The organism is Streptomyces sp. 891-h (assembly GCF_022760275.1).
GTDB classification, from domain to species: domain Bacteria; phylum Actinomycetota; class Actinomycetes; order Streptomycetales; family Streptomycetaceae; genus Streptomyces; species Streptomyces spirodelae.
On sequence record NZ_CP050693.1, the window covers coordinates 6,325,847 to 6,339,438 of the forward strand.

General features: G+C 72.2%; 11 protein-coding genes. 7 read left to right on the forward strand and 4 right to left on the reverse strand.

The genetic code is table 11. From position 1 onward, the window contains the following. Nucleotides 1–16 precede the first annotated feature (16 nt). The 6 genes from HC362_RS27830 (at nucleotide 17) to HC362_RS27855 (ending at nucleotide 7,379) form a co-directional block, all read left to right on the forward strand. Nucleotides 17–979 (forward strand): WYL domain-containing protein, encoded by a 963-nt coding sequence (locus HC362_RS27830; RefSeq protein WP_209264507.1) that lies wholly within the window; start codon nucleotides 17–19, stop codon nucleotides 977–979. Nucleotides 980–1,057: 78 nt separating this feature from the next. Beyond that, entirely contained in the window at nucleotides 1,058–1,288 is a 231-nt protein-coding gene (locus HC362_RS27835) for a hypothetical protein (protein WP_243086878.1), read from the forward strand. A 239-nt stretch (nucleotides 1,289–1,527) separates the two neighbouring features. After that, a complete protein-coding gene (gene tatA, locus HC362_RS27840; RefSeq protein ID WP_243086879.1) occupies nucleotides 1,528–1,812 on the forward strand; it encodes a Sec-independent protein translocase subunit TatA in 285 nt (94 codons plus the stop codon). Between the two features lie 106 nt (nucleotides 1,813–1,918). Continuing rightward, nucleotides 1,919–2,893 carry a twin-arginine translocase subunit TatC gene (gene tatC, locus HC362_RS27845; RefSeq protein WP_243086880.1) on the forward strand — a complete coding sequence of 325 codons (975 nt, stop codon included), beginning with the start codon at nucleotides 1,919–1,921 and terminating at the stop codon, nucleotides 2,891–2,893. A gap of 187 nt (nucleotides 2,894–3,080) precedes the next feature. After that, on the forward strand, nucleotides 3,081–5,897 hold the full coding sequence (locus HC362_RS27850) for a DEAD/DEAH box helicase (protein ID WP_243086882.1): 2,817 nt from the start codon (nucleotides 3,081–3,083) through the stop codon (nucleotides 5,895–5,897). Between the two features lie 267 nt (nucleotides 5,898–6,164). Next, nucleotides 6,165–7,379, forward strand: coding sequence for a phosphatidylinositol-specific phospholipase C1-like protein (locus HC362_RS27855; protein WP_243086884.1), 1,215 nt, complete (start codon nucleotides 6,165–6,167; stop codon nucleotides 7,377–7,379). 51 nt (nucleotides 7,380–7,430) lie between these two features. On the opposite strand, the gene HC362_RS27860 is transcribed toward HC362_RS27855, so the two are convergent. Beyond that, nucleotides 7,431–8,288, reverse strand: coding sequence for a siderophore-interacting protein (locus tag HC362_RS27860; protein WP_243086891.1), 858 nt, complete (start codon nucleotides 8,286–8,288; stop codon nucleotides 7,431–7,433). A gap of 93 nt (nucleotides 8,289–8,381) precedes the next feature. After that, nucleotides 8,382–9,287 (reverse strand): 5'-3' exonuclease, encoded by a 906-nt coding sequence (locus HC362_RS27865; RefSeq protein WP_243088850.1) that lies wholly within the window; start codon nucleotides 9,285–9,287, stop codon nucleotides 8,382–8,384. 486 nt (nucleotides 9,288–9,773) lie between these two features. Here HC362_RS27865 and HC362_RS27870 point away from each other — a divergent pair, with 486 nt between their 5' ends. Further along, the gene (locus tag HC362_RS27870) at nucleotides 9,774–11,360 is read left to right on the forward strand and encodes a TROVE domain-containing protein (RefSeq protein ID WP_243086893.1); all 1,587 of its coding nucleotides are present in this window, start codon (nucleotides 9,774–9,776) and stop codon (nucleotides 11,358–11,360) included. A 51-nt stretch (nucleotides 11,361–11,411) separates the two neighbouring features. Here the strand turns inward: HC362_RS27870 and HC362_RS27875 are convergent, their stop codons facing one another. Together HC362_RS27875 and HC362_RS27880 are read right to left on the reverse strand one after the other, a co-directional pair. Then, the gene (locus tag HC362_RS27875; protein WP_243086894.1) at nucleotides 11,412–12,371 is read right to left on the reverse strand and encodes a TIGR03557 family F420-dependent LLM class oxidoreductase; all 960 of its coding nucleotides are present in this window, start codon (nucleotides 12,369–12,371) and stop codon (nucleotides 11,412–11,414) included. A gap of 80 nt (nucleotides 12,372–12,451) precedes the next feature. After that, the gene (locus HC362_RS27880) at nucleotides 12,452–13,591 is read right to left on the reverse strand and encodes a TDT family transporter (RefSeq protein WP_243086896.1); all 1,140 of its coding nucleotides are present in this window, start codon (nucleotides 13,589–13,591) and stop codon (nucleotides 12,452–12,454) included. Between the last annotated feature and the right edge of the window lies 1 nt (nucleotide 13,592).

Here is a 13,592-nt window from a genome sequence, read left to right on the forward strand (position 1 = left end):
GGGGGAGGAGCGGCACATGGCGGTCAACGCCATCGACCAGACGCGCAGAATGCTCTCGCTGGTCACCTATCTCAAGGACCGGCCAGGAGCCCGGGTCGAGGAGGTCGCGCGCGCCTTCGGGATCTCAGCGGACGAGCTGATCTCCGATCTGAACGTGCTGCCGATGTGCGGCACCAGCTTCCGGGGCGGCGATCTGCTGGAGATCGACACCGACGGCGAGCGCATCTGGTGGCGCAACGCGGAGGCGCTGGGCAGCGACACGGCGCAGCCGCTGCGGCTCGCCGCCGACGAGGCGACGGCGCTGCTGGTCGCGGCCCGTGCCGTGGCCACCCTGCCGGGGCTGCGCGAGAGCGACCGGGACGCGCTGCAGCGCGCGGTGGCGAAGCTGGAGACAGCGGCGGGCGAGAGCGCGGGCGCCAGCTCGCGGCTGTCGGTCACCTTCGAGTCCGAGGGCGGCGTCTTCGCCGATGTCGACCGGGCCATCGCCGAGCGCCGCAGGCTGTGGATCCGCTACTACTCGCCTGCCAGGGACGAGCTGACCGAGCGCGAGGTGGACCCGATCCGGCTGTTCGCCGTCGGCCACACCTACGTCGAGGCCTGGTGCCGGCTCTCGGAGGCGCGGCGCACCTTCCGGCTGGACCGGGTGGCCGAGATCAAGCTGCTGGACGAGCGCTCCGACCCGCCGCCGATAGAGCCGCGGGATCTGAGTGCGGGGCTGGTGCAGCCGGCCGCCACCGACCCCGAGGTGGTCGTCGAGGTCGGCCCCGGCGGGCGCTGGGTGGCCGAGTACTACCCGCACGACAGCGCCGAGGAGCTGCCCGACGGTGGCCTGCGCATCACGCTGCGTACGCCGGACCCGGCCTCGCTGCGCAGGCTGGCGCTCCGGCTCGGCCCGGACGGCCGCATCACGGCGCCGCAGGAGCTCGCCGAGAGCGCACGGGACGCGGCACGCAAGGCATTGGCGGCGTACGGCGCGTAGAACCGCGTAGCGGACGCGCCCCGTCAAGGGGCACCCCCATGGCCGTCGCAGGAACAGGAGCAGCACTAGGCTGCCCTCATGCTCTGGCCGATGTTCTTCCTGGCGCTCGCCTTCTGCGGGATCGCCGTGCTCGGAGTGCTCGCCGTGCGGGTGGGCCTGGAGGTGCGCCGCTTCTCCCGGGCGGTCGGTGACAGCTCCGAGCGGATCACGCGGGCCGCCGAGAACCTGGAGCGGGCGGCCGTCCCGCTGGCCGCGCGGACCGGCCGGGGGACGGGCTCCGGCGGGGCGCAAGACGGGGACGAGACATAACCGATGTGCGGAACGAGACATAGCCGACGTACGGGCGGTCTTCGGTCGGAATTCCGGGAGCGGTAGGCTGCCAGGTGCCGCGTCGAGGGGCGCGGAGCGCGCAATCGGGCGGATGCACGGGGATTGCCTGGTGTTCACTCCGCAGGGTTACGATCGATGTCGGCACGTCAGCAAGATGGAGCCAGTCCGATTCATCCGGCAGGCACGGAACGCGCCGCCCCGGCGAGAAGGTAGTGGCAATGTTCAACGGTTTGAGGCCCATGGAGATCGTTCTGATTCTCCTTGTCATCCTGCTGCTGTTCGGCGCCAAGAAGCTTCCGGACATGGCGCGTTCGCTGGGCAAGTCGGCCCGCATCCTCAAGAGCGAAGCCAAGCAGATGAAGAAGGAGGGCGGCTCGGACGCCGAGGCCGACAAGTCGGGCGAGGCGCAGCAGTCCGCTCCGAAGACGATTCAGGCGGCTCCCGGCGACGTCTCGACGTCCCGCCCCGTCACCGAGCCGGCGGACCAGCCCAAGCAGAGCTGAGCGACCCGGCCGCAGCAGCGGCCGTTCCGCCGGCCGTACCGCTCCGTGGCCTGCCGCGGAGTGGCGGAGCCAGCCGTATCCGACACTTCGAGACTGAGGACGAGGGTTGCTCAAGTCGGCCCGGAAGCAGGGTAAAGAGCAGAAGGACCCCGAGGGGCGGATGCCTCTCGCGGACCACCTGCGGGAGTTGCGCAACCGCTTGATGAAGTCGGTGCTGGCGATCCTCGTCGTCACCATCGTGGCGATGGTCTACTACAAGCAGATCGCCGACTTCCTGATGCACCCGGTGCGGGAGTCGGTCGGCTGCACCAAGGGCTTCGGCGAGGCCGCCAAGGACGGCGAGACCTGCGCCGAGATCACCATCAACGGGCTGATCGCGCCGTTCACGATCATGCTGAAGGTGGCGCTGACCACCGGCGTGGTCCTCGCCTCCCCGGTCTGGCTCTACCAGCTGTGGGGCTTCCTCGCCCCCGGCCTGCACAAACATGAGAAGCGGTACGCGCGCTCCTTCGTCGCGGCGGGCGTCCCGCTGTTCCTGGCGGGCGCCTTCCTGGCCTATGTGCTGCTGCCGAAGGCCGCCAAGACGCTGCTGGACTTCTCCCCGGACGGTGCGGGCAACCTCATTCCGCTGGACGACTTCCTCGACATCGTCACCCGACTGGTGATCGTCTTCGGCCTCGCCTTCGAGCTGCCGCTGCTGCTCGTGCTCCTCAACTTCGGCGGCGTGCTGACGGGCAAGCGGCTGCTGGGCTGGTGGCGCGGGATGGTCATCGGCATCACCGTCTTCGCCGCCGTCGCGACCCCCACCGGTGACCCGCTGACGATGTGCGCGCTCGCGGCCCCCATCGTGCTGCTCTACTTCGCCGCCGTGGGCATCAGCCTGTTCAACGACCGCCGCCGCAGCCGCAGCAATCCCTACGCCGGGCTGGACGACGACGAGGCGTCGCCGCTCGACCACACCCCGGAGGCGGTGGGCGCCGCCGAGTCCGTGCCGGGCCCGCGCCCCGACACCGAGGGCGGCTCGCCGGACGGCGGCTCGGGCGGCCCGCAGCGGCCGAACGGCTACGACGACGCCACCTGAGCCGGCCGGACCGCGCCGTCGGCCCCGGCGTGAACCCGGGCAGGGGCCCGGCACGAGCCCGGCAGGAGCCAGGCGCGGCCGCGGCCTGCCGCTCGCCGCTGTGAGCGGCTCTGACCACGGGGTTCGCCTCATGGTCGGGTAAAGATCGTGAGTTCTGTCGGCGGTGACCGGTACGCTCGTAGACACGATGACCGAGGATCTGTCCCCCGCGGAGCGGTACGCGGCGGCGCGCAGGCGTGCCGCCGATGAGGCCACCGCTCTCGCGCCCTTCCGAGACCTGTACGACTTCGATCTGGATCCCTTCCAGATCGAGGCGTGCCAAGCCCTCGAAGCAGGAAAGGGTGTGCTGGTCGCGGCGCCGACCGGCTCCGGAAAGACCATCGTGGGCGAGTTCGCCGTCCACCTGGCCCTCAGCCAGGGCCGCAAGTGCTTCTACACGACGCCCATCAAGGCGCTGTCGAACCAGAAGTTCAGCGATCTGGTCAAGCGGTACGGCCCCGCCAAGGTCGGCCTGCTGACCGGCGACAACAGCGTCAACTCCGAGGCGCCCATCGTCGTGATGACGACCGAGGTGCTGCGGAACATGCTCTACGCGGGCTCGAAGTCGCTGCTCGGCCTGGGCTATGTCGTCATGGACGAGGTCCACTACCTCTCGGACCGGTTCCGGGGCGCCGTATGGGAAGAGGTGATCATCCACCTTCCCGAGTCGGTCACCATCGTCTCGCTCTCGGCCACCGTCTCCAACGCCGAGGAGTTCGGCGACTGGCTGGACACCGTGCGAGGCGACACCCAGGTGATCGTCTCCGAGGACCGTCCGGTGCCGCTGTGGCAGCACGTGCTGGCCGGCCGGCGGATGTACGACCTGTTCGAGGAGTCCCGCGACAAGCGCGAGGTCAACCCCGACCTGGTGCGGATGGCCCGGATGGAGAACAGCCGGGTCGGCAACGGGCGCGACCGGCGCCGGGGCCGCCCCCAGCGGGAGGCCGACCGTGAGCGGGAGCGCCGCCAGCGCGCCCGGATCTGGACACCGAGCCGTCCCGAGGTGATCGACCGGCTGGACTCGGAGGGGCTGCTCCCGGCCATCACGTTCATCTTCAGCCGAGCGGGCTGCGAGGCCGCCGTCCAGCAGTGCCTCTACTCGGGCCTGCGGCTCAACGACAACGCTGCCCGGGCCCGGGTCCGGGAGATCGTCGAGGAGCGCACCGCCGACATCCCCGACAAGGATCTGCACGTCCTGGGCTACTTCGAGTGGCTGGAGGGGCTGGAGCGGGGGATCGCGGCGCACCACGCGGGCATGCTGCCCACCTTCAAGGAGGTGGTCGAAGAGCTGTTCGTGCGCGGTCTGGTCAAGGCCGTCTTCGCCACCGAGACGCTGGCTCTCGGTATCAACATGCCGGCTCGCTCGGTAGTGCTGGAGAAGCTCGTCAAATGGAACGGCGAACAGCACGCCGACATCACCCCGGGCGAGTTCACCCAGCTCACCGGGCGCGCGGGGCGGCGCGGCATCGACATCGAGGGCCATGCCGTGGTGCTGTGGCAGCGCGGTATGGACCCGGGCGCGCTCGCGGGCCTGGCCGGTGCGCGCACCTATCCGCTGCGCTCCTCGTTCAAGCCGTCGTACAACATGGCGGTCAACCTCGTCTCGCAGTTCGGCAGGCACCGCTCGCGCGAGCTGCTGGAGACGTCCTTCGCGCAGTTCCAGGCCGACCGCTCGGTGGTGGGCATCTCCCGGCAGGTGCAGAAGAACGAGGAGGGCATGGCGGGCTACCGCGCCTCCATGACCTGCCACCTGGGGGACTTCGAGGAGTACGCGAGGCTGCGCAGACAGCTCAAGGAACGTGAGAACGAGCTGGCCAAGCAGGGCGCCAACCAGCGCCGCGCGCAGGCGGCGGCAGCGCTGGAGAGGCTCAAGCCCGGCGATGTCATCCATGTCCCCACCGGTAAGTACGCGGGGCTGGCGCTGGTGCTGGACCCGGGTGTGGCGGGCGGCCGCGGGTCCGGCGCCCGCCGGGGGTACGACGGATCGACGGGCAACGAAGGGCCGCGGCCGCTGGTGCTGACGGCGCAGCGGCAGGTCAAGCGGCTGGGGCCGATCGACTTCCCGGTGCCGGTCGAGCCGCTGGACCGGATGCGCGTCCCCAAGTCGTTCAACGCGCGCAGCCCCCAGTCCCGCCGCGATCTGGCCTCGGCGCTGCGCAGCAAGGCGGGCCACTACGCGCCCGAGCGGCACCGCAAGCAGCGCTCGGCCGCCGCGGACGACCCCGAGATCGAGCAGCTGCGCAAGGCCATCCGGCAGCACCCCTGTCACGGATGTGACGAGCGTGAGGACCACGCCCGCTGGGCGGAGCGCTACCACCGGCTCAAGCGGGACACCCGGCAGCTGGAGCGGCGCATCGAGGGCCGGACGAACACCATCGCCCGCACCTTCGACCGGGTCTACGCGCTGCTCTCGGAGCTCGGCTACCTCTCGGGCGACCACGTCACCGACGACGGCCGGGTGCTGGCCAGGCTCTACGGCGAGCTGGATCTGCTCGCCTCGGAGTGCCTGCGCGAGGGCGTCTGGGAGGGCCTGCCGCCCGCCGAGCTGGCCGCGTGTGTCTCGGCGCTGGTCTTCGAGGCCCGCAGCAACGACGAGGCGCTGCCCCCCAAGTTGCCGGGCGGCCGGGCGCGGGCTGCGCTCGGTGAGATGGTGCGGATCTGGGGGCGGCTGGACGCGCTGGAGGAGGAGCACCGCATCACCGCGACCGAGGGCGTCGGCCAGCGCGAGCCGGATCTGGGCTTCGCCTGGGCCGCCTACCGCTGGGCGGACGGCCACGGCCTGGACGAGGTGCTGCGCGAGGCCGACATGCCCGCCGGCGACTTCGTGCGCTGGTGCAAGCAAGTCATCGATGTCCTCGGCCAGTTGGCGGCTGCCGCACCGGAGGCCGGTACGGTGCCGAGGAACGCCCGCAGAGCGATCGACGGCATGCTGCGCGGCGTGGTGGCGTACTCCAGCGTCGGGTGACGGGTGGCCATTCGCCCGCCGGAGCGCTGGCCTGGCTCGCGGCCATGGATCAGCCGGAGGCGATGGCCGCGGACATGAGGGAGTTCTTCGCCAAGGTGCGGTGAGAGCCGCGGCGCGGCCGGGGCGGGCGGGCGGTGTTGACGGCCGTCGCGCGGGGCGGGATGTTCAGGCGTGCGTCAACTGCCGGGCACCGAGAGGTAGTAGGGGCCCGGCAGTCTTCCGTGGCGCGCGCCACCCGCGCGTATCCCGTACTCGACAGGGGGCCAAGTGCGTACGAGCACGACCAGCCGAGCCAGATCCCTGATCCGCCGTTGGGCCTGCGCCGTGACCGCCGTCGCCGCGGTCGCGGCGCTCTCCGTCACCTCAGCCACCGCCCAGCCGGACACCGCCGCCGGACGAGGCGGGCACCGGGACCCGGCCGGGAATCTGCGGCTGACCCAGCTCCAGGCGATGGCCACGCACAACAGCTACCACCGCGAGACCACCTCGTTGGCCGAGCAGAACCTGATGTCCCGGTACGACCCCAACTGGCAGACGCTGCTCTACAGCCACTCCACGCTTCCCGTGCAGTTCGAGCGCCAGCGCGCCCGGGGCATCGAGCTGGACGTCTTCCCCGACCCCGAGGGCGGGCTCTACGCCGACCCGCTGCTGCGCAAGCGCGCCGGGCTGCCCCCGCTCGACGAGCCCGAGCTGAAGAAGCCCGGCTTCAAGGTGCTGCACTGGGCGGACTTCGACTACCGCTCGACCTGTGTGACGCTGCGAAGCTGTCTGCGCCAGGTCAAGAAGTGGTCCGAGCGCCGGCCCGGACATGTGGCCGTGCCGATCCTGCTGGAGCTGAAGCAGACCGATCCGCGGCTGGAGGAGCAGGGCGGTGCCAAGAGCCCGCCGTGGGACACCGCGATGCTCGACGCGCTGGACAAGGAGATCCGCTCGGTCTTCCCCGACGACGAGACGGTCACCCCGGACGACATCCGGCGCCCCGGCCGCACCCTGGAGGAGTCGGTACTGCGCCACGGGTGGCCGAAGGTGCGTGACACCCGGGGTCAGGTGATGTTCTTCATGGACAACGACGGCAAGGAGATCCAGGACGCCTACCGCGCCGGCGGCCGCGAGAGCCTGCAGGGCAGGGTGCTGTTCACCGACTCCGAGCCGGGGCGGCCCGACGCGGCGTTCATGAAGGTCAACGACCCCACCGGAGCCAACAAGGCCGTCATCCGCGACCTGGTGCGGCGCGGGTTCTTCGTCCGAACCCGCTCCGACGTGCCGTTGGAGCAGGCGCGCAGCGGGGACACCGGGATGCTGCGCGACGCCCTCTCCTCCGGGGCGCAGATGGTGAGCACCGACTTCCCGGTGCCCGGACTGGCGGCCCGGTACGGCTCCGACTACGTCGCCGAGCTGCCGGGGGACCGGGACCGCGCCGTACGATGCAATCCGGTGACGGGCCCCCGGCACTGCCCGCGGGGTCCGCTGGAGCCGCGCTGATTCCCGCCCCGCCCCGCCTGCCCGACCCCGGGCCCGGCGGGGCGAAGGTACTCAGGCGGCCGGCTGGTGCTCCTGCTCCGCCTCGACGCGGGCGTTCCACTCCTTCTTCGAGGCCTGCCAGCCGTCCTCGTCGGCGCCGAGCCGCCAGTAGCCGGAGATGGACAGCTGCTCGCGTGCGATGCCCCGCTCCAGCCGCAGATGGCCGCGCAGCTCCTTGACGAAGTTCGCCTCGCCGTGGACGAAGGCGTGCACCCGCCCCGGAGGGAACTCCAGCGCGCGGACGGCGGCGACCAGGCGCTCGCCCACCGGCGCAGCGCCCCGGTGCAGCCAGCGGAGCTGGGCCCCGGGCGGTGCGTTGAGCGGCTGCTCCTCCTCGGGCCCCGCGACCTCGATGAGCGCCCGCACCGGGGCTCCGGCGGGCACCCGGGCCAGCGAGGCCGCGATGGCCGGGAGCGCGCTCTCGTCCCCGGCCAGCAGATGCCAGTCGGCTTCCGGGCTGGGCGCGTAGGCACCACCGGGGCCCAGGAAGCGCACCTGATCGCCCACCTTTGCCGAGCGGGCCCACGGCCCGGCCAGCCCCTGGTCGCCGTGGACGACGAAGTCGAGGGTCAGCTCCAGCGCGGCCGGGTCCCAGGCGCGCACGGTGTAGGTGCGCATCGAGGGCCACTGCGCGCGCGGCAGCTCGGCGCGTATCCGGGCGATGTCGAACGGCTCCGGGTAGCGCACACCCGGGGCCGGGAAGAGCAGCTTGACGTAGTGGTCGGTGCAGTCACCGGCCGGGAAGCCCGCAAGGGACTCGCCGCCGAGGACGACGCGCACCATGTGCGGCGTCAGCTGCTCGGTACGGACCACGCGTGCGTGGTGGAGCTGTGGTGCGTTGCGGGCCGGACGGGCCGGGCGTTCGGGCACAGGGCCTCCCTGGACACAGAGCAACTTAGGTATACCTAAGCTAACAGACTGTTGTCCGGGAGGGCCGGAAAGATCAGCGAAGATCAGCGAAGATCAGCCCTCCAGTGCCTCCAGCAGCCGTCGCAGGGAGCCGCCCAGCCCCCAGCGCCCGGCCAGCTCCTCCAGGAGCGCCGGGTCGCGCGGGGTCCGGGGCAGGGCGAGATCCACCTCGGGGAGGGAGACGTCCCGGGCGACCCGCACCACCGTCGGTGCGACGTCCAGATAGGCGGCGGCCTCCTTGAACTTGGTGCGCTGGGCAGGCGTGAGCCGGGAGACCGGGTCGGCGGCCGCCGCGCGGATGCCGGCCAGGTCGCCGTACTGGGCCAGCAGCTTGGCGGCCGTCTTCTCGCCGACGCCCCGCACTCCGGGCAGGCCGTCGCTGGGGTCACCGCGCAGTACGGCCAGGTCGGCGTACCCGGCCCCGTCCACCCCGTACTTGGCGCGCAGCGCCGCACCGTCGTAGGCGTCCAGGCTGCCGACGCCCTTGACGGGGTAGAGCACCCGCACACCGCGCGCGTCGTCGATCAGCTGGAACAGGTCGCGGTCGCCGGTGACCACGTCCACAGGGGAGGTGGCGCGAGTGGCGAGGGTGCCGATCACATCGTCCGCCTCGTACCCCTCGGCGCCCGGCCGGGCCAGGCCGATGGCGTCGAGCACCTGCTCGATCACCGGGATCTGCGGTCCGAGGGTATCGGGTGTCTCCTCCTCGTCCGGGCCGCCGGGGACCTCCTCGGCCACCCGGTGCGCCTTGTAGGAGGGGATCAGCTCCACTCGCCACTGCGGGCGCCAGTCGGCGTCCATACAGGCGGCCAGCGCCGTGGGGCGGTGGTCCTGGACGAGCCGGGCGATGAAGTCGAGCAGTCCGCGCACGGCGTTGACGGGCGTGCCGTCCGGCGCCCGGACGCTCTCCGGGACGCCGAAATACGCGCGGAAGTAGAGCGAGGCGGTGTCCAGGAGCATCAGCCGGCCGCCGCCCGGGGCCTCGGCCGTGCTCGCCGCGTCGGCTGCGTCAGATGGGGTGATGGTCACGGGACGATGATGCCGTACCGCACTGACAGCACGCCTTTGGCGGGCACGCGCGCAGGCGCCGGGCGGTGAATTCGCATCGCAGGCGCGGGGCGGCGGAAATTCGTATGACGCGCCGCCGGGCGGGCTCTACCGTCGTAGACGTGAACGAACGCACCTCCCGGTGCGCAGACGACGGTTACTCCTTTGGGTGGAAACAGGTTCGAATCCTGACAACCCGTCGTCGCATCGATCTCGGGAGGCGTGCTCGGCACTCACCGGAGCGCCCGGTGCGTGGACGACGGTTACTTCACTCTCCTTGAACCGGCCCGTCGTTACGTCTCTGTCCTCGGGCGCTTCCGGAATGCCGCACGCCGCTTCGTCGAGCTCTCCCCGAGTCGTATGCCGTTCCGCTCACTGTGCAGACAATTCGGGGGAGTCATGAGCAAGTTCAACAAGCAGCACACGCATGCCCGCAACGCGCTGACCGTCACCCACGAGGGCGGCAAGTCCTACGTACGGGACGCCAAGTCCGAGCTGGTCCTGCTCGCCGTCGTCAACATGGTCGGTGAGGACACCTTCTACGAGTCGGCCGCCGACCGCGACAACCGCTACGCGGACCTCGTGCACACCGTCGCCGTGGAGGACGGCGCCTGGACGGCCCGCTTCGTGGCGTGGCTGCGTGACGAGGCGCAGATGCGCTCCGCCTCGCTGGTCGCCGCAGCGCACGCCGTCTGGGCACGGCTGGCCGAGGGCGCGCACGGGGACAACCGCCGGATCGTGGCCGCCGCCTGCCGGCGCGCCGACGAGCCGGGCGAGTTCCTCGCCTTCTGGACCGCCACGTTCGGCCGCGCCGTGCCCAAGCCCGTCAAGCGGGGCCTCGGCGACGCGGTGCGCCGCCTCTACACCGAGAAGGCGCTGCTGAAGTACGACACGGACAGCCACGCCTTCCGGTTCGGCGACGTGCTGGAGCTGATCCACGCGGCCCCCGACCCGGACAAGCCGTGGCAGGGCGAGCTGTTCCGGCACGCGATCGACCGCAGGCACGGCCGCGGGGCGCCGGTTCCCGAGGCACTGCCGACGGTGGCGGCGCGCGCCGAGCTGATGGCCGTACCCGCCGTCGACCGGCAGTTCGTGCCCACCCAGCCCGACGGCCCCGCCGTCCTCGCCCGCGCCGGTATGACGTGGGAGGCGCTGGCGGGCTGGCTCCAGGGGCCGATGGACGCGGCGGCGTGGGAGGCCGTGCTGCCCTCGATGGGGCTGATGGCGCAGTTGCGCAACCTGCGCAACTTCGACCGCGTCGGCGTCTCGGACGAGGCGGCGCAGCAGGTCCTCGACCGGCTGCGGGACCCGGAGCAGATCGCCCGCTCCCGGCAGTTCCCGTACCGTTTCCTGTCCGCCTACCGTGCCGCGCCGTCGCTGCGCTGGGCGCACGCGCTGGAACAGGCACTCGCCCACTCCACCGCGAACGTGCCGTCGCTGCCCGGCCGTACGCTGCTGCTGGTCGACTCCTCGGGCTCCATGCAGGGCTCGGTCTCGGCCCGCTCCACCGTCTCGCACGCGGACGTCGGCGCCCTGTTCGGCGCCACGCTCGCCCACCGCGGTGAGCAGGTGGAGATGTACGGGTTCGCCAACGGGCACTTCCGGCACGAGCTGCCCCGGGGCGGCTCGGTGCTCCCGGCCGTCGAGGCGTTCCGCTCCCGGCTGGGGGAGGTCGGCTACGGCACGGAGACGGTGGCCGCGCTGCGGGCGACCTACGACGGACACGACCGGGTCGTGATCGTCTCGGACATGCAGGCGTTCCACTACCCGGGCAGTGACGCGCGCGGCGTCTCCGTCTCCGAGGCGGTGCCGGACTCCGTGCCGGTGTTCGGCGTCAACACCTCGGGCTACGCACCGGCCGCGCTGGACACCTCGCGGCCCAACCGGTTCGAGATCGGCGGCTTCTCCGACAAGCTGTTCACCATGATGGCGCTGCTGAGCGAGGGCGAGCGCGCCGTCGGATGGCCCTGGGAGAGCCGCATGTAGCACCGTGGGGCCCGCACTGCCGCGGGCCCCACGGCCGCCCGGGCTGAGGCGTCAGCCCGAATGGAACGCCGGGAGCACCTCGTCCCGCCAGACGCGGAAGAAGTCCTCGTGCCGGCTGCCGATCTGCTGGACGTACACCTCGTCGAACCCGGCGTCGGCGTACCGCTGCACCCGCTCGCGGTGGTGTGCCGGGTCGGGTCCGCACACCATCTGCCCGGCCACCGCCTCGCGCGGCACCAGGGAGGCGGCGGCCGCGAAGTCCTTCTGCCGGGTGAGGGTCGACGGCAGCCGGCCCGGCAGCAGCTCGTTGGCCCACAGCCGGTGCGCCGTCTGCAGCCCCTCCTCCTCGCTGGGCGCCCAGCACACCTTCATCCCGCCTTGCACCGGGCGCTTCCCGCCGCCCGCAGCCCGGTAGTGCTCCACCAGTCCGGCGTCGGGCGAGGCGGTGCAGAAGGCGTCCCCGATCCGTGCGGCGAGCTCGGCGGCCTTGGGGCCGAACGCCGAGACGGAGATCGGCACCGGCTCGTCGGGGACGGTGTAGAGGCGCGCCTCGTCCACCCGGTAGTAGGTGCCGCGGAAGGTGGTGCGCTTGCCGCGGTGCAGCAGCCGGATGATCTCCACGGCCTCCTCCAGCCGCTCCAGCCGCTCGCGCGCGGGCGGCCACTGCTGTCCCAGCACGTGCTCGTTCAGCGCCTCACCGCTGCCGACCCCCAGGGTGAACCGGCCCTCCAGCTGCACGGCGGCGGTGGCCGAGGCGTGCGCGACGATCGCCGGGTGCATCCGGAAGGTGGGGCAGGTGACGGCGGTGCCCACCGGGAGCGAGGTGGCCTGGGAGAGCGCCCCGATGACGGACCAGACGAAGGGGCTGTTGCCCTGGGCGTCCATCCACGGGTGGAAGTGGTCGGAGATCCACAGCCGTTGGAAGCCCGCCTCCTCGGCCATCCGCGCCTGGCGGACCAGCTCCTGCGGTCCGAACTCCTCGCAGGCAAGAAAGTATCCGATGCTGACCATGCCAGAAGAGGTACCGTTTCACGCCTTACCGAAACGGATCGGGCAGATCCTCACCTTCCTGGCGCGGGCGCCCGGCGTGCTCAGCGCGGCGCCGCGGGCAGCGCTCCGCCGAACAGCCCGCCCAGAGTCCGTACGGCGGCTGTGGCCCAGGCGGCGACGAGCAGGACGTACAGACCCGTCGCCAGCCAGCCGAACACCTCGGCGCCGGTGTGCCGCCACACCGCCGCGGCTCCCGTCACACAGGTGCCGACGGGGAAGGTGAAGGCCCACCAGGTCAGCGAGAAACCCATGCCCCGCCGCGCGGCCCGCACCACCAGCGCGCCGGACAGCGCCAGCCACAGCAGCGCGAAGCCCAGCACCGGCACGCCGTACAGCACCGACAGCGCACCGTACGAGCCGGGCTCGGCGTCGGCGAGGTTGCCCAGCGCCGTCGTGGACTGCCCCAACGGGCCGAGGACCAGGAAGAGCAGAGGAGTCGCCGGGACCGGCAGCGGGCCGTGGAACAGGAGCCGCCCGAAGACCAGCGGCAGGATGAGCAGGGTCGCCAGCAGGCTCATCCCGAAGAGCGCGAGGCAGCCCAGCAGCATCGTCGCTCTGGGCTGCCCCGCGGGCAGGTGCGCCGCCAGTGGCGGACCGAGCGCCGCCGAGACCATCGGCGCCACCACCGGCAGCAGCCACACCGGCCCGGCGTCCCGCGGGCCCACCTCGTGCCGGGTGATCATCAGATACGGCACGCCCACCGCCGCCACAAGACCCACCGCCGTACCGGCCGTCCACAGCGCCGCGTCGACGCCGACGGCGCCCGGCACCCGGAGCGCCAGTGCCGCGCCGCCGACGGCCAGCAGCGCCATCGCCGTACAGGCGTGGAACGGGGCGGAGGCCGGCGCCTCCACCGGGTCGAGCAACTGGGCGCGGGCCCGGTCCCGGTGGCGCAGCCAGTGCCCGGCGCGGGCCACCAGCAGCACCAGCAGCCCCACCGCCGCCAGCCCCCAAACGCCCGCCAGCACGGCGTGCGGCGGACGTACGGGCACCACGGTGCCGGCGGCGGGGACGATGGCGGTGCCCATCACCGCCGCGTACCAGTTCGGGCCCAGAGCGCGCAGCCGGGAAGGAGCGCGTGAGCCGGAGGCGGCGGGTTCGGGGGTGGCGCGTACGGCAGGGGTGGCGCTCACGGCGGTGGCGCGCCCGGTGGAGGCGGTGCGTACGGCGGACGTGGTCATG

Excerpts from the sequence above, each read along its gene's own strand:
- HC362_RS27830 (WP_209264507.1), top strand. The coding sequence starts at position 17 with ATGGCGGTCAACGCCATCGACCAGACGCGCAGAATGCTCTCGCTGGTC.
- HC362_RS27835 (WP_243086878.1), top strand. The coding sequence starts at position 1,058 with ATGCTCTGGCCGATGTTCTTCCTGGCGCTCGCCTTCTGCGGGATCGCC.
- tatA (WP_243086879.1), top strand. The coding sequence starts at position 1,528 with ATGTTCAACGGTTTGAGGCCCATGGAGATCGTTCTGATTCTCCTTGTC.
- HC362_RS27850 (WP_243086882.1), top strand. The coding sequence starts at position 3,081 with ATGACCGAGGATCTGTCCCCCGCGGAGCGGTACGCGGCGGCGCGCAGG.
- HC362_RS27865 (WP_243088850.1), bottom strand. The coding sequence starts at position 9,287 with ATGCTCCTGGACACCGCCTCGCTCTACTTCCGCGCGTATTTCGGCGTC.
- HC362_RS27870 (WP_243086893.1), top strand. The coding sequence starts at position 9,774 with ATGAGCAAGTTCAACAAGCAGCACACGCATGCCCGCAACGCGCTGACC.
- HC362_RS27875 (WP_243086894.1), bottom strand. The coding sequence starts at position 12,371 with ATGGTCAGCATCGGATACTTTCTTGCCTGCGAGGAGTTCGGACCGCAG.
- HC362_RS27880 (WP_243086896.1), bottom strand. The coding sequence starts at position 13,591 with ATGACCACGTCCGCCGTACGCACCGCCTCCACCGGGCGCGCCACCGCC.